Source organism: Sanguibacter massiliensis, assembly GCF_900240335.1.
GTDB lineage: Bacteria > Actinomycetota > Actinomycetes > Actinomycetales > Cellulomonadaceae > Flavimobilis > Flavimobilis massiliensis.
In genome coordinates this window covers 173,933-196,937 of the sequence record NZ_LT964979.1, presented here as the reverse complement: position 1 = coordinate 196,937, position 23,005 = coordinate 173,933, and the positions used below count along the sequence as shown (strand labels likewise).

Genomic DNA, 23,005 nt, shown 5'->3' with positions numbered 1-23,005 from the left:
CTCGCGTCGTACGAGCCTTTGAGTGGTCTTCGTACCGCGCTCAGGCGCGTGCCGTCCCCGAGATTCCCGAGCGGTAGGCCTTCGTCCCGACGACGACCCACCGGTAGCTACGCGTCCCTGGAGCCTTGACGGTTGCGCGGAGCGACCCCTTCGAGCCGGAGCGCACCGTCGCGACCGTCTTCCAAGCCTTTCCCGAGCGCGCCTGAAGCTTGACCCTGACGCCCGAAGTCGCGAGGTGCCCTGAGCCTGCGTTCGTCGTGACCTTGCCAGTCACCGTCGCCTTCGAGCCCTTGCGGTTCGCCTTGACCGCGCTAACCTTCGCCGTGGTCACGGTTGCGGACTTGGCCGTGCGGGTGGTCGACGTCGCCGACCAGACTCCCGGAGTCGCCGCGCTCACGACCCGCCACGACCCACGCGTCGAGTCCTTGACGGTGAAGGCATACGTGCCCTTCGACGTGGTCGCGGCCGTCGCGACGTTCGTCCACCGGCCGTTGACGAGCTTCTGCGCGGTGACCGTCGTCCTCGGCTGGGCGACCCACTCCGGCTCGCCTTGGTAGAGGCTGTACCGCGTCACGGCGCCCGTGAGGCGGAGGCCGGCCGTCGTGCGCGTCGTCGTGAGGGAGGTGCGAGCGCCGTACCGAACGTCGATGGTGCTGGTCGAAAGGACGACGTTCGCATGGTCGCTCGTGGTGCTGTAACCGTTGCGCGACGCCCAGGAGGAGTCGAGCGTCGCCTTCCAGACGTTGATCGCGTACGTGCCGGTGACATTGTTGCGCCATGCGAACCCGCGATCGGGCCCGGCGTAGTCGACGACACCCTTCTGATAGCCGAGCTGTTCGGGCTGGATGGAGAACATGCCCAGGGCGCCGCCACCGCCGATCAGGTCGAACTCCACCATCACAGTTTCGAAGCACGTGAGCCCACCAGGGCTCGTGATCCCCACCGGCTGACGCCCCTCCGTGATCGAAAGCCGCGTCGGCACGTTGATCGGCACCGTACACGCCGAGACGATCTTCGCCTGCGCCGGGACCGCGGGTGCGAGGACGAGCGCTGCTGCCGCGGCGACCGCGGCGAAGCTCCTGAGTCGCATGGGGTTCTTTCCTTCCTGTCGTCGCACGGTCCTGCACCGTGCGAAGTGAGGCGGTCCCGAGCGGCCCGCCGTGATCTGAATCCTGCCCTCAGGGCACCCGCGTGCGCGTCGGTTGCAGAACACGTTCTTGTCGGCCACGCCGGCGCCCGAGGACGGCCGCCGTCACGAGGCCCGCGACGACGTAGGCGACGTAGAGGAGCGCCCACCACCGGGCGGCCGACGTCCACGTCCCGCCCGACGCGACGGGCAGCACGACGACGAGGAACGCCGCAGCGCCGAGCGCGTAAACGACGAGCCACACGGCCCTGGAGGCGCGCCACACGTTGACTCCCTCGAAGAGCGCGAACGGCAGCAGCCCGACGACGAGCGCCGTAAGTGCGACGACGGTGAGCACGGCAAGCAGCTCGCCGACGACGACGTTGCCGAGTGCGACCCACCGCCACACCTCTGCCTCGCGGGCCGGGTCGATCCGGTCCCACGCGACGAGCTCCCGCACGGGGTGCGCGACGAGGAACGAGTAGCCGAGGTACGCGACCGCCGCGACGAGCGCGGTCCACACGACGCCCGCGACGGTCGCGACCGCGGTGCGGGCCCGCCCGGTCTCACGGCCGTAATCGGTGGCGACGACCGCACCGAGGACGAGCGCCGGCTCGATGCCTGTGGCCCGCGCGTAGAGCGCGAGGAGGAGAGCGACGGGCACGAGGATCCAGCGCGACGTGAGTCGCGGGCGGTCGTACCGTCGGTCCCGCCGATGTGAAAAGACCCACCGGACGCACGCGGCGCCGTGGTTGACGACGAGGATCGCGACCCAGAACGTCGCGGCGAGGCGCAGCGTCAGCTGCCACGATCCCGCGCCTGCTCCGGGCTCCGCGAGGGCGCAGACGAGGGCGACGAGAAGGGTGAGGAGGAGCGCCTGCCAGCGGCCCACGCGGCGCAGCCACCAGCGGCCGCGCCGGGGAGCCGCCCCCTGCGGCGACGCGACGGGGAGGTCGTCCGGGACCGTCGGTGCGGCGGTCATCGCTCGCCCTCCTCGTGGGGGATCGGCACGTCGTCGGGCTCGACGGTCGCGTGAGGATCGACGGACGCATCGGGCTCGACGGTCGCGTGAGGATCGATCACCACGTCGGGGAACGGCACGGGTGGCAGAGGCACGGGTGGGACGTCGTGCGCGGCGGTCTCGACGGTCGTCGCGCCGAGCACGTCGAACGTCGTCGTCGGCGTGTCGACCTCCGCCCCCTCGTGACGCGGGGCGTCGGCCGTGAGCCCGAACATGGTCCGGACGCGCAGCGCAGCCGCGCCCGGCGCAGCCTGGGCTCGGCGCTCGAGCACCCACGAGGGAATGCCGACGAGCAGCGCGAGCGCGAGGCCGCCGAGGAGCGACCACACGAGATAGGGGGGCCGCTGCGGGGCGAACCAGCCGGCCGAGGTCACGACGGTGTCGGCCGCGCGCACCTCGGTGAGGCGGCCCGTGACGACGGATCTCCCCGTCTCTTCGTCGGAGGGCTCCGCACGAGGGTCGGGGGATGTGGCGGGCGTGGGCTCGCTCGAGGGGGCGTCCGAGGGCGGGGCCGTCGGACCCTGCGTGGTCCCCGGCCCTGACGGCTGCGCAGGGGTCGGCTCGACGGGCCCCGCCTCGCCCCAGGCGAGCGCTGGCAGGTCGGAGAAGCCGCTCTGGTCGAACCACGTCCCGGGCTCGTCGCCGGTGCCCTCGAGCCTGCGGTCCGTGGTAGGCGGCTCGGGCACGACGACGTCGACGCTCATCGCGGGACGTACCTCGAGCAGGGTCGAGTACACGGAACGTGTCGTGCCGTCGCCGAGCGTGACCTCGAACGTCGTCCGCGGACGATAGATCGTCGGCGCGAGCCACAGCGTCTGCGCACCGTGACCGAGCCTGTCGACCGGGAGGAATACGACGTAGCCTCCGTCGTCCTGTGTCTCGAAGACGGCGTCCTGCGTCTCGGCGAACCACGGTATACAGGCATCAATCGCCTCAAGCGCCGACGGATCGACGAGAGAGCGGTACCCGTCCTCGCCGTAAGGCCCCCACGCGGGGGTGTCCTCCCACTCCGCCTCGCTGCCGAACCGAGCTGCGAACGTGGCCCACGCGTCCCGGATGCATCGCCGCTGGGCGTCGAAGTCCTGCGCCCTGGCGAGCTCCTCGAGGGTCCAGGGGCTCCCGTCCGCCTGGGACACCCACGTCGCGATGAACCCCTCGGAGATCGTCCCCTCGAGCCGGATCCTCACGAAGTACCGCCCCGCCTCGTCCCGGAGCAGCGGGAGCGGGCGCGACGGGTCGTCGACGACGATCCGCGGGGGGTCGTCCTCGGCCTCCGCCGCCGCTGCCGTCGGCGCACCGGCGACGCCCAGGATCGTTCCTGCGATCGTCGCCGCTCCCGCGAGCAGCATCGTGAGCCTCCGCCGTCGGGCAGGCCTCTGCCGTCCCATGGTCCTACCTCCAGATTCTCAGGCCGTCGTCGTCCGTCCGCGCCCGCTGCGCGGATCGCGCCCGCCCGGACGCGGCAATCCTCCAACGACCGCATCGGTCGACGTCGCGGTTCCAGAACTCGTTCTCACGGCTCGCGTCGTTCCACGGCGGCGAGGCAGGCGAGCGTCCGCTCGCCAGCAGCGCCGCGCTGCTCGACGACGGGCAGGACGGTGCGGCCCGCCGCCTCAGGGAGCGTCGACACCGACGACTCGCACACCGCCCGAGGGTCGGTCCCCTCCTCGAACCACACGCTCGTGAGCGTCGTCCAGTCCTCCGTCCCGTCGCACGGCGCAGGACGAACCCCGCCACCCGCCACGTCGGTCCAGCACGTCCCGACCTCGTAGGGCGTGGTCCGTCCGTCCGCGTCGAGCACGGCCCGGTCGAGGAGCCACAGTCCTCCGACGGCCGCTGCAACGCCGACGGTCACGGCAGCCGCGATCGCCACGGTCCGCCCGCGCGCACGGCGGCGCGGCCCAAGGAGCGACCGGAGCTCGTCGCGCAGCATCGTCGCGGACGCGGTGCGCCGGCGCGGGTCGGGGTCGAGCGCCCTCGCGAGCACTGCGTCGAGACCGTCGGGGCCCCGGGGCGCAAGCTCCGCAAACTCCAGCGTGGCGAGCGCAGCCACTGGGTCGGGTGCATCCTCGGGCGCACGACGTGGCGCACCGGCGACGAGCGCGTGCACCGTCGCGGCAAGGCTGAAAACGTCCTGACGGGGGTCTGGCGAGCTGGCGCCGTCCAGCACCTCGGGCGCCGCATAGGCGGGTGTGAACGCGTGGAGCGCGTCGTCGGAGTCCACGAGCGCCGCGATACCGAAGTCTCCGAGCAGCGGCTCGCCGTAGTCGGAGATGAGGATGTTGCCGGGCTTGACGTCCCGATGAACGATGCCGATCGCGTGCGACGCCGCGAGAGCGTCCGCAACGCCGACTCCGACGCGCACGGCCTGCTCACCGTCGAGCGGCCCGGACCGTAGCAGATCCGCGAGCGAGCCACGGCGGCACAGCTCCATGACGAGGTACGGCCGGTCACGCGCATCGATGCCGGCGTCGTGCACAGCAGCGATCCCTGCGTGCCCCGAGAGCACGCCCGCGGCCCGTGCCTCCGTACGGAACGCCTCGCGTGACGCCGCATCGACGAGCGGTGCGTGCCAGATCTTCACGGCGACCTCGCGGTCGACCGACTCCTGGATCGCCCGGTAGACCGTCGCGCTGGCTCCCCGCGCGACGGCCTCACGCAGGTCGAGGCCCGGGACGCTCTGCTCGTGCAGACGCCCGAGCCATGCGCCCCTGTCGTGCTCACCGCTCATGACTACCCCTGTCGCGTGCCGCTACCTCACCGACACGCGCCGTACCCTAGCAGCAGGCCACGCGCATCAGGGCCGGGTCCACGCCGTCCCCGGTCATACGGCACACGGGAGGAAGAATGCACGTCGTCGTCGAGGTCCCCATCGGGCGCGGGGACCCTGTCGAGCTGGCCACGAATGTCCCTGTGACCTTCGGCAGGTCAGGGCACGGGTGTGACATCGGGCTGGGCCCGTCCTCAGCGGTCTCCCGCCGATCCGTGGGCCTGTGCGCACGCGACCGTGGCCGTCTCGCCGTGACAAGCCTCCAGAGCGTCGGCACGGTCGAGGTCGTCGACGACGATGGTCTCGTCGTCGCGACGTTGCAGAGGGGCGACGTCCACGTGCTCGACCCCGCGCCGCGTACCGTTGTGCGCGTCGTCGTCGGCGGTGTCGTCGCCGCGCTCCGCGTCGAGGCGAGTGCGCCCGCCCGGCCCACGGCTGCGCGGGACGCCGACGGCGGGGCGGGACGGACCGTCTCCCCCTGGTCGCTCCACGCCCTGCGCTTCCCCGCACCGGAGAACGAGTGGATGGTCGTCGCGGTCCTCGCCGTCCTCGCCGACGAGAGCGGCTCGCCGTTTCGCACCCTGCGCGAAGATGCGAGCGCGTGGCTCCGCGTGCCCGTGAGCGCGGGTCGGCTCACTGGACGCCTCGACAAGGCGCTCGCCGCGCTCGGTCTCGAGGCCAAGGGCGACAAGATCCCCGTCATCGCCCGGCGGGTCCGGGAGTCGGGGATCCTCGCCGCCGAGGCCTGGCACGAGGTCCGCGCCGAGCTTGCACGCCGGCGGACGCTCGACGGCGGCGGCGCCTGAGGCACCACCGCCGTCGGCCGGTCGTGCCACGACCGGCGCGACCTGCTCAGCCGAGCGACGCGCAGCGCGTCATTGACGGCGTCATCATGGACTTCCGGAGCTTGGCACCCGTTGCACCGGTGAGGCGGCGCATGCCGGGCGCCGGGACGAAGCGCACGTCGGATCCCTTGACGGAGAGCTTCGTGACGCTGCGCCGCGAGCTGGAGTCGAACGAGACGAGCTTCGAGCCGGTCCGCACGCCCACCATGCACGAGGTGCTCGCTCCATCGCTGTCGACCACCGTGACGAGCCGTCCCGTGCTCCGGATCGCGGTGATGGCGTCGAAGTACGCCGTGTGGGCGTAGGCGTGGACGACCGGCTTCTTCCCACGGGGCGTCGTGAGGGCCTTCGCCGGCGCGACGTCGCTCCACGGGATCACGGCGCTCACCGCGCCGCACGTCTTCGGCGCGGCCCGGCCCGCGTCGTACGTCACGCGCAGGCCCTTCGACGAGACGTTCCACCCCGACGCGCGACGCATCTTGCCCGCGGACACGATGCTCGAGCGGCACGACGGGTTCTGAGCCCGGAGGGCCGCGACCGTCGCGCGCTTCGTCACGACGGCGTCGGGTGCCGCAAACCTCGCGAGGGCAACCTTCTTGCCCGTGCGGAGATCGATAGTGAACGAGCGTGCGGTCTGGAGCCCGAAGTTGCCGCAGCCGCCCGAGAGTCCGAAGACCATCGTCGTCGAGGCGTAGCGGCCCTTGTGGAGACCGGTCGTCACCTCGTCGACCGTGACCCTGCCGGGGATGCGGTACTCCGCGGGGCAGTCCTGAGCGGTGGCTGCGACCTCGGCACGGGCCGCCGCGACGGCGCGCGCCGCGGCCGACGCGACAGCCTTGCGGTTCTTGTTCGACGAGCCCACGAGCACCGGCACGCGCGAGGTCGTCGTGATCTTCACCGTCTGCGTCGTCGTGGAAGTTCGCGCCTTGGAGACCTTCATTCGGGGCGCCTTAGCGCTGCCGCCGGCGGAACCCGCCGTCGTCACCACCCGCTGCTCCGTCGCCGCACCGGTCGCGGCCGCCGTCGCGGTCGTGGGGGCGAGAGTCGCGAGCAGCGATGCCGCCACGAGCATCGTCATCGTCCTGCGCATGTCGTTCTCCGTCCGTGTCGTGCACCCTGTTGCGGGCGCGTCCTGGGACGACCATACGAGGAGGGGCCCCTGGGACGGGCCGGGGCGAGAACACGTTCTCCTGCCCGCCCGGGGCCCGAGGGCTGCGACGTTGTCGTCGCGCCTCGACGGGAGGCCCAGCCAGCGGACGCGCCCCGGAAGCTGCGGCTCGGAAGCTACGGTCCGACGGGCGTCGACGGACTTGTGTGGACGGACGGGGCCCTCAGCCCGCCCGCACCGGCCTGCGCCGCACGAGCACGAGGTCGTCGCGGTGGACGACGGTGCGGTCGTAGCCGTTGCCGAACTTCTCCTTGAGCTCGGTCGTCGTCCGGCCGAGGAGTGCGGGCAGCTCGCCGGAGTCGAAGCTCACGATGCCGCGCGCGACGGCCTGGCCGTCGGGTGCGACGAGGTCGACGACCTCGCCCGCGGAGAACTCCCCCTCGACCGCGGTGACGCCTGCGGCGAGGAGCGACGCCTTGCCGCCGAGGACGGCGCGTACGGCGCCGTCGTCGAGGACGAGCCGCCCGTGGGTGCGGGCGGCGTGCGCGAGCCAGAGGCTGCGCGCAGTGCCCTTCTTGCCGAACGCCGAGAACCACGTGCCCGTATCCTCGCCCGTGAGCGCGCCATGAACGTTCGCGGCGCTCGTGAGGACGACGGGGATTCCCGCGCTCGTCGCGAGGCGCACCGAGTCGAGTTTCGTGAGCATGCCCCCCGTCCCGACGGAGCTGCCGCGCCCTGTCACCTCGATGCCCGCGAGGTCCTCGGCGGAACGCACCTCGGCGATGCGCCGCGCACCGGGCCGGGACGGCGGGGCGTCGTAAAGACCGTCGACGTCGGTGAGGAGGATCATCGCGTCAGCACGCACGAGGTGCGAGACGAGAGCCGCGAGACGGTCGTTGTCGCCGAAGCGCAGCTCGTCTGTCGTCACGGCGTCGTTCTCGTTGATGATCGGCACGACGCCGAGGTCGAGCAGGCGCTCGAGAGCGCGCTGCGCGTTGCGGTAACGCGCGCGCCGGATCGTGTCGTCAGCCGTGAGCAGCAGCTGTCCGACGCGCAGACCGTGGGACGCGAACGCCTCGGTGTACCGCGCGACGAGCAGGCCCTGGCCCACGGACGCGGCCGCCTGTGCGGTCGCGACGTCCTTGGGACGGGCCGTGAGCCCGAGCGGCGCGAGTCCCGCGGCGACGGCGCCCGACGTGATGAGGACGACCTCGACGCCGGCCTGACGACGGCGCGCGACGACGTCGACGAGCTGCTGGAGGGCGTCGACCGAGAGGTGCCCGTCCGCGCGTGTGAGCGAGGACGAGCCGATCTTCACGACGACGCGGCGTGCCGCGGCGATCGCGGCGCGACCGTCGGCGGCGGAGGCGGGCTGGTTCACGCGCCCATCATCCCCCGTCCCAGGGTCAGAACGCCGTCACGTCCACCGTGCGGCGCGGCCCCGCCCGGCAGGAGCCGGACGGGGCCGCGTGCGCACCTCGGTCTCAGGCGTCGGACGAGTCGTCGTCAGAGGTCCAGTGGCCCGCCTCGCGCTCCGTCCACAGCTCGGCGCGGGCCTCGGCCTTGGCATCCATGCGGTCCTTGTACTGCTCACGCTTCTGCACGCGCGTCGGGCGCTCACCGCCCTCAAGGCGCAGGTCGGTGCCGCGCGGCCCCGTGAGGAGCTCGGCACCCGCCATGAGGGTCGGCTCCCAGTCGAAGACGACCGCGCTGTCGCCGTCGCCGATGACGACCTCGGCCCCCGCGACGGCGCCCGCCGCGAAGAGCTTCTTCTCGACGCCGAGCTTTGCGAGCCGGTCGGCGAGGAACCCGACGGCCTCGTCGTTGGCGAAGTCCGTCTGGCGCACCCAGCGCTCAGGCTTCGTGCCCCGCACCTGGAAGTACGTGGACGGCCCGTCGCCGTGCCGGACGACGGTGACGTCGTCGTCGTCGACCGCCTTGGGACGCAGAACGATGCGGGCGGGCTCACGAGGCGGCTCGGCCGCGCGTGCCGCCGCGACGATCTCCCCGAGCGCGAAGGTCAGGGCTCGCAGGCCCTCGTGGCTCGCGGTCGAGACCTCGAAGACCCGCAGGCCGCGCGCCTCGAGGTCGGCCTTGACGAACTCGGCAAGCTCACGGGCCTCAGGAACGTCGATCTTGTTGAGGACGACGAGCCGCGGACGCTCGTTGAGCGGCGCCCTGCTGCCCTCGATACCGAGGTCGCCCGAGTACGCCTCGAGCTCGGCCTCGATCGTCTCGAGGTCACTGATCGGGTCGCGGCCCGGCTCGAGCGTCGCGCAGTCGAGGACGTGGACGAGCACTGCGGTGCGCTCGATGTGGCGGAGGAACTCGAGGCCGAGGCCCTTGCCCTCGCTCGCGCCCGGGATGAGCCCCGGGACGTCGGCGACCGTGAAGCGGTGCTCGCCCGCCTGGACGACCCCGAGGTTCGGGACGAGCGTCGTGAACGGGTAGTCGGCGATCTTCGGCTTGGCGGCGGAGATCGCCGCGATGAGCGAGGACTTGCCCGCGCTCGGGTAGCCGACGAGCGCGACGTCCGCGATCGACTTGAGCTCGAGGACGACCGTCGCCTCCTCCCCCGGCTCGCCGAGCAGCGCGAAGCCGGGCGCCTTGCGCTTGGCGGACGCGAGCTTGAAGTTCCCAAGCCCGCCCTTGCCGCCCTCGGCGACGACGTACTCGGCCCCGACACCGACGAGGTCGGCGAGCACCTCGCCGTCGCGCGTCTTGACGACGGTGCCGTCAGGCACCCCGAGGACGAGGTCCTCACCGTTGCTGCCCCAGCGGTAGTCGCCCATGCCCTGCGTGCCCTTGGGCGCCACGCGGTGCGGCGAGTGGTGGTAGTCGAGGAGAGTCGTCACCTGGGGGTCGACGACGAGGCGGACGGAGCCGCCGTCGCCACCGTTGCCGCCGTCGGGGCCCGCGAGGGGCTTGAACTTCTCGCGCCGGATGGACGCGCACCCGTTCCCACCGTCCCCGCCGAAGGCGTGGATCACGACACGATCGACGAAGCTGGCCATGGTGGGGTCCTTACTGCTGGGGTCGGGGACAGCGGGCCAGCAGGCCCGCGCCCTCAGGGGTCGACGCGCACGGCGCCGGGAACGCCGAGAGGGACGCACCACACGGTGCGCCCCTCTCGGTCATGAGCGTGGAGGCTCAGGCAGCCTCGACGATGTCGATGACCTTGCGGCCACGACGCGTGCCGAACTGGACGGCGCCAGCCTCGAGAGCGAACAGCGTGTCGTCCTTGCCACGGCCGACGTTGACGCCCGGGTGGAAGTGGGTGCCGCGCTGGCGCACGATGATCTCGCCGGCCTTGACGACCTGGCCGCCGAAGCGCTTGACGCCGAGACGCTGAGCGTTGGAGTCACGACCGTTGCGCGAGGAGCTCGCGCCCTTCTTGTGTGCCATGACGGCAACCTACCTATCTGGGATCGAGAACGGGGTGTCGGAGACCCGGGCCGCGTGACCGCCGCCCGAGCGACGTCACTTGATGCCGGTGACCTTAAGGCGCGTGAGGGCCTGGCGGTGGCCGATGCGCTTGCGGTATCCGGTCTTGTTCTTGTACTTGAGAATGTTGATCTTCGGGCCCTTCTCGTCCCGAACGATCTCGGCGGTGACCTTGACCTTGGCCAGGGCCTCCGCGTCAGAGGTCACCGTCTCGCCGTCCACAAGAAGGAGGGCGGGCAGCTCAACGGTCTCGCCGGCGTTGCCAGCGAGACGGTCGACGACGACGACGTCGCCCACAGAAACCTTCTCCTGACGGCCACCGGCCTTGACGATCGCGTACACCACGTTGCTGCTCATCTCTCTTAGGTCTTCTCGGCATGCTCGTCAACCGGAGAAATCCGGGAGCACACGGGGAACGGCGCGACTCGATACGCACCGACGTTCAAAGATACGGAATCACGGGCGGCCGGTCAAATGCCGTGCCCCACCGCGGGCGCACGTCACACCGCGCCACCCCATCCGCGTGCGGACCCCGCCCGGGCACCGCGCACGAGGCGCGATCCGGCCGTCCGAGGGCCACGTTCATGCTGCACGACGACGTGGGGCGCACGGTGCGCGCCACGCCGCCGGACGGCATGGTGTCGATCGTCACACGACGATCGGAGATCTCCTAGCTGCGGTTCTCGCGACGCACCTGCGCGAGCTCGGCGAGGACGTCGAGACGCGGACGCTCGTCCTCCCCCGCAGGAGCCGCGTCGGCCGCAGCGGGCGCCGCCTCGGCAGCCTTCGCCTCACGGTCCGCAGCACGTCCGCTCGCCGTCGCTCGACGCGAGCCACGGGCACGCGTCGTCCGCGGCTTCGCAGCGGGTTCCGGAAGATCGAGGACGATCTCCTCGAGGGCCGAGGGCGCCTCGGCGTCCGCGGCAGCCTCCGGGGCAGCAGAGGCCTCGGGCGCAGTCGTCTCCGGCGCGCCAACCTCGACCGCGGGCTCCGCAGCTGCAGGCTCGTCGGCGACGGGAGCGCTGGCCTCGGCAGGCTCGTCGACGTGGGCCTGGGCGGCTGCGGCCGCGATCGCGGCGAGCGTCGCGCTCACCTCGGCACGCGCGGCCGGCAGGACCGGGACGGATGGCGCCGCGGGCGCCTGCTCCTCCTTCGCCGCCCCGCCACGCTTGCGTCGTGAACGCTTCGATTCGCCCTGCGACGGGTCCGACGCCTGCTGACCGCCATTGCTGCCGTTGCCGCCGCCGTTGCCCTTCTCGACAGGGTCGGCGTGGACGATGAAGCCACGGCCGTGGCAGTGCTCGCACGTCGTCGAGAACGCCTCGACGAGGCCCTGTCCGACGCGCTTGCGCGTCATCTGGACGAGCCCGAGCGACGTCACCTCGGCGACCTGGTGCTTGGTGCGGTCACGGCCGAGGCACTCGACAAGACGACGCAGCACGAGGTCACGGTTGGACTCGAGCACCATGTCGATGAAGTCGATGACGATGATGCCGCCGATGTCGCGGAGCCTCAGCTGACGGACGATCTCCTCCGCCGCCTCGAGGTTGTTGCGCGTCACCGTCTCCTCGAGCGTGCCGCCCGAGCCCGTGAACTTGCCCGTGTTGACGTCGACGACCGTCATGGCCTCGGTGCGGTCGATGACGAGCGAGCCGCCCGACGGCAGCCAGACCTTGCGATCCATGCCCTTGGCGAGCTGCTCGTCGATGCGGTGGCTCGCGAAGACGTCCTTCTCCTCGGTCCAGCGCGTGACGCGCTCGGCGAGGTCGGGGGCGAGCTCGCCGACGTACGTCGAGATCGCGTCCCACGCGTCCGCGCCCTGGACGACGAGCGACGAGAAGTCGTCGTTGAAGATGTCGCGCACGACGCGGATCGCCATGTCCGGCTCACCCTGGAGCAGGACGGGCGCGTTGCCGCTCTTCGACTTCTTCTCGATCTTCTCCCACTGGCCCTGGAGCCGGGCGATGTCGGCGCGCAGCTCCTCCTCGCTCGCCCCCTCAGCCGCGGTGCGGACGATGACGCCCGCCGAGTCCGGGACGAGCTCGCGGAGGAGCTTCTTGAGGCGCGCACGCTCGGTGTCGGGAAGCTTGCGGGAGATGCCCGTCATGCCGCCACCGGGCACGTAGACGAGGTAGCGGCCGGCGAGCGTGATCTGCGACGTGAGCCGCGCACCCTTGTGGCCGATGGGGTCCTTCGTCACCTGGACGAGCACGGGGTCGCCCGACTTGAGCGCCTGCTCGATGCGACGCGGCTGGCCCTCGAGGCCCGCGGCGTCCCAGTTGACCTCGCCCGCGTAGAGCACGGCGTTGCGGCCCTTGCCGACGTCGATGAACGCGGCCTCCATGCTCGGCAGCACGTTCTGGACGCGGCCGAGGTAGACGTTGCCGACCATCGAGGCTTGCTCCGCCTGGGAGACGTAGTGCTCGACGAGGACGCCGTCCTCGAGGACCGCGATCTGGGTGCGGCCGTTCTTCTCGCGGACGACCATCGAGCGCTCGACAGCCTCGCGGCGGGCGAGGAACTCGGCCTCGGTGATGATCTGGCGGCGACGGCCCGCGTCGCGGCCCTCGCGGCGGCGCTGACGCTTCGCCTCGAGGCGCGTCGAGCCCTTGAGCGCGGTGACCTCGTCGGACGACGTCGACGTGCTGGCTGCGCGACGCTGGCGCGGCTCGCCCTCCGAGTCGCCCGAGCGGCGACGGCGGCGACGACGACGGCTCGAGGAGCCCTCGGCGGGCTCTTCACCGTCCTCGGCGGAGCCGGGGGCCTCGTCGTCGTGCGTGGACGCGTCGTCGTCGGCAGGGGCGTCGGAGTCGGCGTCGGATGCCTCGTCCGAGTCGTTGTGCCGAGCGTTCTCGGCGTTCGAGCCCGAGCCCGAGCCCGAGCGGCGACGGCCGCGACCGCCACGGCGGCGGCGACGGCGCGGTGCGCCGCCCTCGTCGTCGGAGGAGTCGTCGTCCGAAGAGTCGTCGTCCGAGGAGTCGTCGGCCCCGTCCTCGGTGGCGTCCTGGGCCGCGCCGTCCGTCGTCCCGTCGACGTCGGTCGATCCGGGCTCGACCGTCTCGGCGTCGGCCGTCACGTCGTCGAGGACCTCGGTCTCGTCGACCTCGTCCTCGACCTCGGCCGGGGTCTCGCGGGCAATCGGCGCGGGGGTGCCCGCGGGCGCCTGCGCACGGCGACGGCGCGGGGCCTTCGAGGCGTCGGGCGCCTGGAAGAGCAGCGCAGTCATGGGCAGGCGAGTCGCGGGGGCCTCCTCGACGGGAGCCTCCTCGACCGTGGTCGGCTCGACCGGGGCCTTCGCGGCCCGTGCGCGTGAGGATCGCGAGCGCGCGGGCGCGGCGGGCGCATCCTCGAGGGGAGCGGCCTCGGCAGCCGCCTCCGGCTGCTCCGCAGGAGCCGCCGCGGCGGCGGGGCGCGTCGAGCGACGCGAGCGCGGGGCGCTCGGCGCCTCGGTCTCGGCAGCCTCGGTGACGGCCGGAGCAGCGGGGGTCTCGGTCGCCGGGGCCTCGGCGGCCGGGGCCTCGCCGACGACGGCCGAAGGCGCGCCGGCCGGACGGCCAGCAGCGCGGCGTGCACGACGTGCGGGCGCGGCGGCGGGCGCAGCCTCCGCGATAGGAGCCTCGGGAGCAGCGGCCGCCTCGGGAGCCGGCGTCGCGGCGGGGGCAACCTCCGACTGCGCTGCGGACGCGACCTTCGTGGTGCGTGCGCCCTTCGCTGCGGTCCGGCCCTTCGCGGGCTTCTCGGCGGGGGCGGGGTCGACGGCCTCAGCGCTGGTGGCGTCGGTCGCCTCGCTCGCGGGGGCGGCCGCAGTGCGCGTCGAGCGGCGGCGCGCCGGCTTCTTCTCGGCGAGGGCCTCGGCGGCGCCGTCGGCCTGAGCGGCAGCGGCCGTCGCGGCAGCCTTCGCGGCGGGGGCGGACTCGCCGACAGCGGCGTCAAGCGTCTGTTCGACGCCGTCGACGGGGCCCGACGCACGGCCGGCGCGACGGCGGGGCGCCTTGGCCGGCTTCTCGGCCGCCACCTCGGAAGCGGGAGCCTCGGCAGCCGGAGCCTCGGCTGCGGCGGTTTCCGCCGCGGGGGCCTCGGTCGCAGCAGCCTTCTTCGAGGTCGCCCGCGAGCGCGAGCTCGCGCGGCGGGCCGCCGGCGCCTCGGCGGCGTCGGCCTGAGGTACAGCTGCCTCCGCAGGCGCCGTCGCCGCCTCTGGCTGCGTCGCACGGGCGTCGGCCGCGCCGGGCGCAGCAGCCGTGCGGGTCACACGACGGCGGGTCCGCGGTGCAGGAGCCTCTGAGGAGCCGTTCGCCGCGTCGTTGTCGAGAGTCATGGGGTACTCCACGCCCTGGGCCCCGTCCGCACCCACGGCCCCGAGGCAGTCAGTCGTCGCTCGGCAGGAAGAACCTGACCGGCGACGGAAGTCGTCGATGACGGCGCGGCGCACGCCCCGCGGCGCGCCGTCCGTGAGGACGGCTGCGGACCGCGCTCCCGGTCCCGGTGGGCTACGCGCCGCCGACATGTGCCGGGGCGTCGGTTCCGCAGGACCGGAGCAGCTGCTGCGCGCTCGTCGCGGCGCCCCGGTGCGCGGGACGTCGCTTCGCCAAGTATCACACAGAGATAACGACGACGAGCGCCGACCCGCCCGGCACGAGGCGATCCGGGACCAAGGTCCCCGGGACCTTCAGCCCATCAGCCCTAGATTCTTCCTGACACGACGCTGCGTCATCTCGCATCCGTCGACCGCACCCCGCACCTCGAACGTGGAGCCCCCGGTGGAAGTACTTGACCTCGCACGATGGCAGTTCGGTGTCACCACCGTCTACCACTTCATCTTCGTCCCCCTGACGATCGGGCTCGCACCGATGGTCGCCGCCTTCCAGACCGCCTGGGTCCGTACGGGCGACGAGAAGTGGCTTCGCCTCACGAAGTTCTTCGGCAAGCTCCTCCTCATCAACTTCGCCATCGGCGTCGTCACGGGCATCGTCCAGGAGTTCCAGTTCGGCATGAACTGGTCCGAATACTCGCGCTTCGTCGGCGACGTCTTCGGCGCACCGCTCGCCATGGAGGCCCTCGCCGCGTTCTTCGTCGAGTCCACGTTCCTCGGCCTGTGGATCTTCGGCTGGGGACGCCTCCCCAAGAAGATCCACCTCGCGTGCATCTGGGCCGTCGCCATCGCAACGAACCTCTCCGCCTACTTCATCCTCGCGGCCAACTCGTGGATGCAGCACCCGGTCGGCTCGATCTTCAACCTCGAGACCGGCCGCGCCGAGCTCGTCGACATCTGGGCCGTCCTCACGAACAACACGGTGCTCGCGGCCTTCCCGCACACCATCACCGCCGCGTTCGTCACGGCGGGCACGTTCGTCGCGGGTATCTGCGCCTGGTGGATGGTCCGCCTCGTCGCGTCGAAGAAGCCCGAGAACGTCGAGCTCGCCCGCTCCACGTACCGCTCCGGCCTCCGCGCGGGTGCGTGGGTCATGCTCGTCGCAGGCCTCGGCGTCGCGCTCTCGGGCCACACGCAGGCCCAGCTGATGTTCGAGCAGCAGCCCGCGAAGATGGCCGCCGCCGAGGGTCTGTGCCAGACGGAGGACGGCGCCGGGTTCTCGATCCTCACGATCGGCAACCTCGAGGGCGACTGCGACTCTGTCACCCACCTCCTGCAGATCCCGGGCCTCACCTCGTTCCTCGCGACGAACACGTTCGACGCGACGATCAAGGGCACCACGCAGCTCCAGGAGGAGATGGCGGCGGTCCACGGCGCGACGAAGGGCGAGCACGCCCAGCTCAACGGTCTTCCCGTGCCGACCGACGGCACCGCCGACGAGGTGCTCGACTACACCCCCAACCTCGCGATCACCTACTGGTCGTTCCGCCTCATGATCGGCTTCGGTGTGTTCTCCGCGCTCCTCGCGCTCGGCGCGCTGTGGTTCACCCGCAAGGGCACGGTCACGGACAACGTGTGGTTCAAGCGCCTCGGTCTCGTCGCTCTGCCCGCGCCGTTCCTCGCGTCGGCGTTCGGCTGGATCTTCACCGAGATGGGCCGTCAGCCGTGGGTCGTCTACCCCAACCCCAACCCGTCCGGCGTCGACGGCGTGTGGATGATGACGTGGCGCGGCGTCTCGAACGTTACGAGCCCCGGCGTCGTCCTCACCTCGCTCGTCGCGTTCACGCTCGTCTACGGCGCCCTCGCCGTCGTCTGGGGCAAGCTCATGCACCGCTACGCGATCGAGGGCGTACCCCTCGTCGTCCATGACGAGTCCCCCGAAGCCCGCACGGACGACGACGCGGACGCCCCGCTGTCGTTCGCCTACTGAGCCGCCGCCAGGACAAGGAGAACCCATCATGCTTCCCGAGCTCTGGTTCGTGCTCATCGCGGTCCTCTGGGCCGGCTACCTCGTCCTCGAGGGCTTCGACTTCGGCGTCGGCATGCTCCTGCCGATCCTCGGCAGGAACGACAAGGAGCGCCGCGTCGTCATCAACACGATCGGCCCCGTGTGGGACGGCAACGAGGTGTGGCTGCTCACGGCCGGCGGCGCGACGTTCGCGGCGTTCCCCGAGTGGTACGCGACGCTCTTCAGCGGCTTCTACCTGCCCCTGCTGCTCATCCTCCTCGCGCTCATCATCCGCGGCGTCTCCTTCGAGTACCGCGGCAAGATCGCCGACGCCCGCTGGGCGGCGTGGGCCGACCGCGGCATCATCATCGGCTCGTGGGTGCCCGCGGTCCTCTGGGGCGTGGCCTTCGCGAACCTCGTCGCGGGCGTCGAGCTCGACGCGCACCACGAGTTCGTCGGCGGGTTCTTCTCCCTCCTCACGCCGTTCACTCTGCTCGGCGGACTCGTGACGCTCTCGCTCTTCCTCCTCCACGGCGCAGTGTTCCTCGCGCTCAAGACGGGCGGCGAGATCCGGACGCGTGCGACGGGCCTCGCCCGGACGTTCGCGCTCGTCGCGACCGTCCTCGCGGGTGGCTGGGCCGTGTGGGCGCAGGTCGCCTACTCGGTGACGTGGACGTGGGCTGCGGTCGCGGTCGCCGCCGCATGCCTCGTCGGCGTCGTCGTCGCAACCCGCAAGGAGCGCGAGGGCTGGGCGTTCACGCTCTCGGGCGTCACGCTCGTCGCGGCCGTCGTGCTGATCTTCGGCTCGATGTTCCCCGACGTCATGCCCGCGCTCGACCCCGCGAACTCGCTCACCATCCACAACGCGAGCTCGACGGACTACACGCTCACGGTGATGACGTGGGTCGCGGTCGCGCTCGTGCCCGTCGTCCTCCTCTACCAGGGCTGGACGTACTGGGTGTTCAAGAAGCGCCTCACGGTCGAGCACATCCCCGACCCGATCGGGCTGTCGCTCACCAAGACTGACGACATCACGGTGGGTTGAAGATAGGTCTGTGAAGCCTCTCGACCCGCGGCTCCTCGCCCACGCGCGCGACGCCCGCGGCCACGTCCTCGTGACGGCGGCCGCGGGCGTCGCCACCGCGGGGCTCGTCGTCGCCCAAGCACTGCTCCTCGCCGCGATCCTCGCGCCCGCGATCACGCACGCCCGGCCACTCTCGGAGGCCCGCGGGCTGCTCGGGTGGCTCGCCGGCGTCATCGTCGTCCGCATGCTCGTCGTCGGCCTCCAGGAGCGCTACGCGCACCGCGCCGCGACGCGCGTCGTCGCGGACCTGCGCGGACAGGTCGTCGACGCCGCGCTCGCGCGCGGCCCCCGCTGGCTCGCGGGCGGTGACGGGCCTGCCGTGACGACGCTCGCGACGCGGGGCCTCGACGACCTCGAGCCGTACTTCGTGCGGTACCTCCCCCAGCTGCTGCTCGCCGCGACGCTCACGCCTGCGACCCTCGCGGTCGTGTGGTGGCACGAGTGGGTGTCGGGCGCGATCATCCTTGCGACGATCCCGCTCGTGCCGATCTTCATGTGGCTCGTCGGCGTCATGACCCAGGGCGTCTCAGAGCGGCGCCTCACGTCGATGCAGCGGCTCGGCGCCCAGACGCTCGACCTCCTCGCGGGCCTGCCGACGCTCCGCGCCCTCGGGCGCGAGCACGGTCCCGCAGCACGGGTCCGGACCCTCGGCGACGCGCACCGTCGCGCCACGATGGGCACGCTGCGCATCGCGTTCCTTTCGGGCATGGTCCTCGAGCTCCTCACGACGCTGTGCGTCGCGCTCGTTGCCGTGACCATCGGCATGCGCCTCGTCCACGGCAACCTCGACCTCCAGACGGGTCTCGCGGTGCTCGTCCTCGCACCCGAGGTGTTCCTGCCACTGCGGCAGGTCGGCCTCCACTTCCACGCGTCGACCGACGGGCTCGCGGCTGCCGAGGCCGCGTTCGACGTCATCGAGCACCCCGACGCGACACCCCGGCCGCGCGGCACCGTGACGCTGCCGGCCGCCGACTCCGCGCCGCGCGTCGAGGTGCGGCTCGACGGTCTGTCCGTCGTCGCGGGGGGGCGCGGTCGCACGGCCCCCGCCGACCTCACGCTCGTGGCCCGCCCGGGCGAGGTGACGGCGCTCGTCGGCCCCAACGGCGCGGGCAAGTCGACCGCGGTCCTCGCCCTGCTCGGGCTCGCCGCACCCGACGCCGGCGGCGTGAGCATCGTCGTCGACGGCGCCGAGCACAACCTCGCGGACGTCGACCTCACGTCGTGGCACGAGCTCGTCACGTGGGTGCCGCAGCGTGCGCCGCCCGCTCCGGCGACCGTGCTCGCCGCGGTACGGGGCGTCCGCGCGACGACCGGCGCACCGACGCCCGCCGAGCTCGACGCCGCCCGCGCGACGGGCCTCGACGGCGTCGTCACGACGCTGCCCGGCGGCTGGGACTCCCCCGTCGGCCAGGGCGGCACGGGGCTGAGCCTCGGCCAGCGCCAGCGCGTCCACCTCACCCGTGCGCTCGTCACGGCACGGCCCGTCGTCGTGCTTGACGAGCCGACCGCGCACCTCGACGCGCTGAGCGAGGAGCAGGTGCTCGCCGCCGTCGCGGCGCTGCGTGCGCAGGGCCGGACGGTCCTCGTCGTCGCGCACCGCGCGTCGCTTGTCGCCGCCGCCGACGCCGTCGTCGAGGTGACGGCTCGCGACGACGTGCCCGCCGCTGTGGCCGGGGGGGCCGACGCATGACCGCCCCCGCACCCCGGCGCGACCCGCTGCGTCGCGTCCTGCCGCTGCTCGAGGTCTCCCCCGTCCGCGCCCTGGCCGCTGTCGGGCTTGGCTCGCTCGCGCTCGGCTCGGCCCTCGCCCTCGCCGCCGTCTCCGCGTGGCTCATCGCCCGCGCCTCGCAGATGCCGCCGGTCCTCTCGCTCTCGGTCGCGACCGTCGGCGTGCGCGCCTTCGGCATCGGTCGCGGCCTCTTCCGCTACCTCGAGCGGCTCGCGTCCCACGAGGTCGCGCTCCGCGGCGTCGCGTCGCTCCGCACCAACCTCTACCGCGTGCTCGCTGCCGGCCGCCTCGACGCGGTCGCGGGGCTCCGGCGCGGCGACCTCCTCGCGCGCACCGGCCAGGACGCCGACACGGTCGGCGACGTCGTCGTGCGCGCGCTCGTGCCCGCGGGCGTCGCCGTCGTCCTCTCGCTCGGGGCCGTCATCACCGTCGGCGCGTTCCTGCCGTCGGCCGCGCTCGTGCTCGCGCTGTGCCTGCTCGTCGCGGGCGTCGTGAGCCCGTGGCTCACGACCCGCGCGACACGCGCCTCGGAGGCCGCGACCGTCGACGCTCGCGCTCGCGTCACCGACGCCGCCCTCACGCTCCTCGAGGACTCCGCGCTCCTGCAGGTGACGGGAGCTCTCGACGACGAGCGGGCGCGGCTGCGCGCCGCAGACCGCGAGATGTCGGCGGCCCGCGACCGCACCGCCGCGCCCCTCGCGGTCGCCGCCGCGATCGCCGACGTCGCGGTCGGGGTCGCGCTCCTCGGCGCGCTCGTCCTCGGCATTCCCGCCGTCGACGCAGGCATGCTCGCGCCCGTCGAGCTCGCGGTCGTCGCGCTCGTGCCGCTCGCGGCCTTCGAGGCGACGTCGCTCCTGCCCGCCGCAGCCGTCCAGCTCCACCGTTCGCGCGCCGCCGCGGGCCGCATCGCGGCCCTCCTCGACGCGTGCGACCCTGACGGATCCGTGAGCGCCCACGTCCTCGCGACCCCTCCGACGGCCGACGCTCCTGCGCACGCCACCGGGCCCGACGCGCCCCGGGTAGCGGCCGCCGGCATCGCGTGCGCATGGCCCGGACGCGCCCCCGTCGTCGAGGGCCTCGACCTCGACGTCACGCCGGGACGCGTCGTCGCCCTCGTCGGGCCGAGCGGCATCGGCAAGACGACAGCGCTCCTCACGCTCGGCGGGCTCCTCGAGCCCGCCGCCGGAACCGTGACGAGCCCCGCCGGCTCGAGCGTCGTCACCGCCGAGGACGCCCACGTCTTCGCGACGAGCGTCCTCGAGAACCTCCGCGTCGCACGCGGCACCGTCACCGAGGCCGAGGCCGCGGAGACCCTGCGACTCCTCGGCCTCGGCGCGTGGCTCGACGCACTGCCCGACGGGCTCGGTACGCTCCTCGGCCCTGGCGGAGCGACCGTCTCCGGCGGTGAGCGTCGACGCCTCCTCCTCGCGCGTGCCGTCCTCGCCGACGCCCCGATCCTCCTCGTCGACGAGCCCGCCGAGCACGTCGAGCCGGGTGCTGCCGACGCTCTCGTCGCCGAGGTCCTCCCGCGTCTCGCGGCTGCGGGCCGTGGCATCGTCGTCGCGACCCACCGCCTCACGCCGCTCGACGCGGTCGACGAGGTGCTCGTCCTCGCACTCCCCGACGCTCCGACAGCACCGGACGTGCCGCGTCCCGCGGCTCGCGTCGTCGCGCGCGGCTCCCACGCTTTTCTGCTCGAGCACCTGCCCGCGTACCGTACGGCGTGGGACCTCGAACGTGCGGAGGCCCGGTGACGACGAACCACGGGGAGACCGGCATGGCTGTCCACAGGCCTCACAAGATCGACGACGAGGTGCTCGGCGCCGTGCTCGGCCTCGCGTCCGACCTCGACCTGCCAGCCGTCCTGCAGAACTTCGTCGAGACGTGCGCGAGCCTCACGGACGCCCCGTACGCCGCGATCAACTCGTTCTCGCCCGCGGGCGACTCGATCCTCTTCGTCCAGGTCGGCATCGACGAGCGCACGGCCGAGAACCTGCCCCACCCGCCCGGCTTCCACGGAGTGCTCCGCAACATTCCCGACCGCGGCACGCTCACGCTCTTCGACCTCATGAAAGACCCGTCCTTCGAGGGGTTCCCGCCCGGGCACCCGCCCATGCACCAGTTCCTCGGCACCGCGATCCGCGTCCGGGACAAGGTCTTCGGCCACCTCTACCTCGCGGAGAAGCCCGGCGGGTTCACGCGCCGTGACGCGTACATCGTCGAGGCGCTCGCCGCCGCGGCGGGCGTCGCGATCCAAAACGCGCAGCTCTACGAGCTTGCGGCACGGCGGGAGCGATGGCTGCGCGCGGGCCAGGAGCTCACGACGCTCCTGCTCTCGGGCGAGAAGGACGAGGAGGAGATCCTCCAGGAGATCGTCTCGACGTCCCGGTCCATCGCGGACGCCGACACGGCTGCGCTCATCCTGCCGGGCGTCGGCAAGCGGCTCTTCATCGAGTTCGCCGAGGGGTGGTCGAACACCGAGATCCTCGGCGTCGAGGTGCCGCCCGACGGCATCGCGGGCACCGCGCTCGCGTCGGGCTGGGGCGTGCTCCTCGACCTCGCGACGGCCCCCGGCATCCGGGTCCCCGAGATGCGCCGCTTCGGCCCTGCGCTCTACGCCCCCATGGGGACGCCCGAGGACCCCGTCGGGGTGCTCGTCCTGCTGCGCAGGCCGGGTCGCGAGCCGTTCGACGAGACCGACCTCGCGACCGCCGAGACGTTCGCGGGACAGGCCGCGATCGCCATGATCCTCGCGGCGGCCCGCCAGTCGCAGGCCGAGGCCGAGCTCGCGGGCGAGCGTGACCGCATCGCCCGCGACCTCCACGACCTTGCGATCCAGCAGCTCTTCGCGACGGGCATGCAGCTCGAGACCGTGCGCCGGCGCGCCGCGCGCGGCGCCGACGCGACCGAGCTCGTGAGCATCGTCGAGGAGTCGCTCGACAACGTCGACTCGACCGTCAAGCAGATCCGCGCGATCGTCCACGCGCTGCGCGACCCGGATGCCGCGACGGGTCTCGTCGAGCGGCTGCGGCGCGAGGCGAGCCTCGCGCGCACGGGGCTGTCCTTCGCGCCGTCGCTCGTCATCACGATCGACGGGCACGTCCTCGGTTCGGAGTCGCGCGCGGAGCCGTCGCTCGCGGACGACGAGACGGTTGTCGACGACTTCGTCGCCGACGGTCTTGCGGACGACGTCGTCGCGGTCGTGCGCGAGGGCCTCGCGAACGCGGCGCGGCACGCGCACGCGTCGTCGGTGCAGGTGACGGTCGCGATCACGTCGCTCGCGGTCGACATGCTGCCGGGCGTCGCGGGCGGCGGCGAGGTCGTCGTCGAGGTGCGCGACGACGGCGTGGGGCTCGACAACGTCACGGGCCGGCGTTCCGGTACGGGAAACCTTGCGTCACGCGCCCGTCAGCACGGCGGCGAGTTCACGCTCGAGCCGAACCCGGAGGGCGCGGGCACGCTCGTCCGCTGGTCGGTCCCGCTCCAGTAGCGCCCCCGCCCCCGCGTCCCCAGACACGAGAATCCGCGCAGATGGTCGCTGGGAGTGACCAGATGCGCGGA

Annotated in this window: 16 protein-coding genes; 6 read left to right on the top strand and 10 right to left on the bottom strand. The window is 72.7% G+C overall.

Features of this window, described 5'->3' with window-relative positions; translation table 11 throughout:
* Positions 1-40: 40 nt before the first annotated feature.
* The 4 genes from C1729_RS00885 to C1729_RS00870 form a co-directional block, all read right to left on the bottom strand.
* Positions 41-1,090: a hypothetical protein gene (locus tag C1729_RS00885; RefSeq protein ID WP_102507900.1), complete on the bottom strand. Its 1,050-nt coding sequence runs from the start codon at positions 1,088-1,090 to the stop codon at positions 41-43.
* 88 nt (positions 1,091-1,178) lie between these two features.
* Positions 1,179-2,108, bottom strand: coding sequence for a hypothetical protein (locus C1729_RS00880; protein ID WP_102507898.1), 930 nt, complete (start codon positions 2,106-2,108; stop codon positions 1,179-1,181).
* Positions 2,105-3,535 (bottom strand): hypothetical protein, encoded by a 1,431-nt coding sequence (locus C1729_RS00875; protein ID WP_129590618.1) that lies wholly within the window; start codon positions 3,533-3,535, stop codon positions 2,105-2,107. The genes C1729_RS00880 and C1729_RS00875 overlap by 4 nt, the downstream gene beginning before the upstream one ends.
* A gap of 125 nt (positions 3,536-3,660) precedes the next feature.
* The gene (locus C1729_RS00870) at positions 3,661-4,878 is read right to left on the bottom strand and encodes a serine/threonine-protein kinase (protein WP_102507894.1); all 1,218 of its coding nucleotides are present in this window, start codon (positions 4,876-4,878) and stop codon (positions 3,661-3,663) included.
* A gap of 290 nt (positions 4,879-5,168) precedes the next feature.
* On the opposite strand from C1729_RS00870, the gene C1729_RS00865 reads away from it, so the two are divergent.
* A complete protein-coding gene (locus C1729_RS00865) occupies positions 5,169-5,723 on the top strand; it encodes a hypothetical protein (protein ID WP_129590617.1) in 555 nt (184 codons plus the stop codon).
* A gap of 46 nt (positions 5,724-5,769) precedes the next feature.
* Here C1729_RS00865 and C1729_RS00860 read toward each other — a convergent pair whose 3' ends face one another.
* From C1729_RS00860 to C1729_RS00835, 6 genes are all read right to left on the bottom strand, one after another.
* Positions 5,770-6,852: a hypothetical protein gene (locus tag C1729_RS00860; RefSeq protein WP_102507890.1), complete on the bottom strand. Its 1,083-nt coding sequence runs from the start codon at positions 6,850-6,852 to the stop codon at positions 5,770-5,772.
* 241 nt (positions 6,853-7,093) lie between these two features.
* Complete coding sequence (gene proB / locus C1729_RS00855; protein ID WP_102507888.1) at positions 7,094-8,251, bottom strand: glutamate 5-kinase; 1,158 nt, start codon at positions 8,249-8,251, stop codon at positions 7,094-7,096.
* A 103-nt stretch (positions 8,252-8,354) separates the two neighbouring features.
* Positions 8,355-9,884: a GTPase ObgE gene (gene obgE, locus C1729_RS00850; RefSeq protein WP_102507886.1), complete on the bottom strand. Its 1,530-nt coding sequence runs from the start codon at positions 9,882-9,884 to the stop codon at positions 8,355-8,357.
* Positions 9,885-10,020: 136 nt separating this feature from the next.
* A complete protein-coding gene (gene rpmA / locus C1729_RS00845; protein WP_102507885.1) occupies positions 10,021-10,275 on the bottom strand; it encodes a 50S ribosomal protein L27 in 255 nt (84 codons plus the stop codon).
* A gap of 75 nt (positions 10,276-10,350) precedes the next feature.
* Positions 10,351-10,659, bottom strand: a complete 309-nt coding sequence (gene rplU / locus C1729_RS00840) for a 50S ribosomal protein L21 (protein ID WP_192281174.1) — start codon at positions 10,657-10,659, stop codon at positions 10,351-10,353.
* A gap of 325 nt (positions 10,660-10,984) precedes the next feature.
* The gene (locus C1729_RS00835) at positions 10,985-14,629 is read right to left on the bottom strand and encodes a ribonuclease E/G (protein WP_102507881.1); all 3,645 of its coding nucleotides are present in this window, start codon (positions 14,627-14,629) and stop codon (positions 10,985-10,987) included.
* Positions 14,630-15,071: 442 nt separating this feature from the next.
* Between C1729_RS00835 and C1729_RS00830 the strand changes: the two genes are divergently transcribed.
* From C1729_RS00830 to C1729_RS00810, 5 genes are read left to right on the top strand one after another with little or no spacing between them, the layout of a single operon-like run.
* Positions 15,072-16,613, top strand: a complete 1,542-nt coding sequence (locus C1729_RS00830) for a cytochrome ubiquinol oxidase subunit I (protein ID WP_102507879.1) — start codon at positions 15,072-15,074, stop codon at positions 16,611-16,613.
* Between the two features lie 28 nt (positions 16,614-16,641).
* Complete coding sequence (gene cydB / locus C1729_RS00825) at positions 16,642-17,676, top strand: cytochrome d ubiquinol oxidase subunit II (RefSeq protein ID WP_422917635.1); 1,035 nt, start codon at positions 16,642-16,644, stop codon at positions 17,674-17,676.
* A gap of 10 nt (positions 17,677-17,686) precedes the next feature.
* The gene (gene cydD, locus C1729_RS00820) at positions 17,687-19,405 is read left to right on the top strand and encodes a thiol reductant ABC exporter subunit CydD (RefSeq protein WP_102507877.1); all 1,719 of its coding nucleotides are present in this window, start codon (positions 17,687-17,689) and stop codon (positions 19,403-19,405) included.
* Complete coding sequence (gene cydC / locus C1729_RS00815) at positions 19,402-21,198, top strand: thiol reductant ABC exporter subunit CydC (protein WP_102507876.1); 1,797 nt, start codon at positions 19,402-19,404, stop codon at positions 21,196-21,198. Before cydD ends, cydC begins: the two co-directional genes overlap by 4 nt.
* Positions 21,195-22,934: a GAF domain-containing sensor histidine kinase gene (locus tag C1729_RS00810; RefSeq protein WP_242493660.1), complete on the top strand. Its 1,740-nt coding sequence runs from the start codon at positions 21,195-21,197 to the stop codon at positions 22,932-22,934. The genes cydC and C1729_RS00810 overlap by 4 nt, the downstream gene beginning before the upstream one ends.
* Positions 22,935-23,005: the final 71 nt, after the last annotated feature.

Bases quoted from the DNA above. Each gene is read 5' to 3' on its own strand.
- C1729_RS00885 (WP_102507900.1), bottom strand. From the start codon at position 1,090: ATGCGACTCAGGAGCTTCGCCGCGGTCGCCGCGGCAGCAGCGCTCGTC.
- C1729_RS00880 (WP_102507898.1), bottom strand. From the start codon at position 2,108: ATGACCGCCGCACCGACGGTCCCGGACGACCTCCCCGTCGCGTCGCCG.
- C1729_RS00875 (WP_129590618.1), bottom strand. From the start codon at position 3,535: ATGGGACGGCAGAGGCCTGCCCGACGGCGGAGGCTCACGATGCTGCTC.
- C1729_RS00870 (WP_102507894.1), bottom strand. From the start codon at position 4,878: ATGAGCGGTGAGCACGACAGGGGCGCATGGCTCGGGCGTCTGCACGAG.
- C1729_RS00860 (WP_102507890.1), bottom strand. From the start codon at position 6,852: ATGCGCAGGACGATGACGATGCTCGTGGCGGCATCGCTGCTCGCGACT.
- obgE (WP_102507886.1), bottom strand. From the start codon at position 9,884: ATGGCCAGCTTCGTCGATCGTGTCGTGATCCACGCCTTCGGCGGGGAC.
- rpmA (WP_102507885.1), bottom strand. From the start codon at position 10,275: ATGGCACACAAGAAGGGCGCGAGCTCCTCGCGCAACGGTCGTGACTCC.
- C1729_RS00835 (WP_102507881.1), bottom strand. From the start codon at position 14,629: ATGACTCTCGACAACGACGCGGCGAACGGCTCCTCAGAGGCTCCTGCA.
- cydB (WP_422917635.1), top strand. From the start codon at position 16,642: ATGCTTCCCGAGCTCTGGTTCGTGCTCATCGCGGTCCTCTGGGCCGGC.
- cydC (WP_102507876.1), top strand. From the start codon at position 19,402: ATGACCGCCCCCGCACCCCGGCGCGACCCGCTGCGTCGCGTCCTGCCG.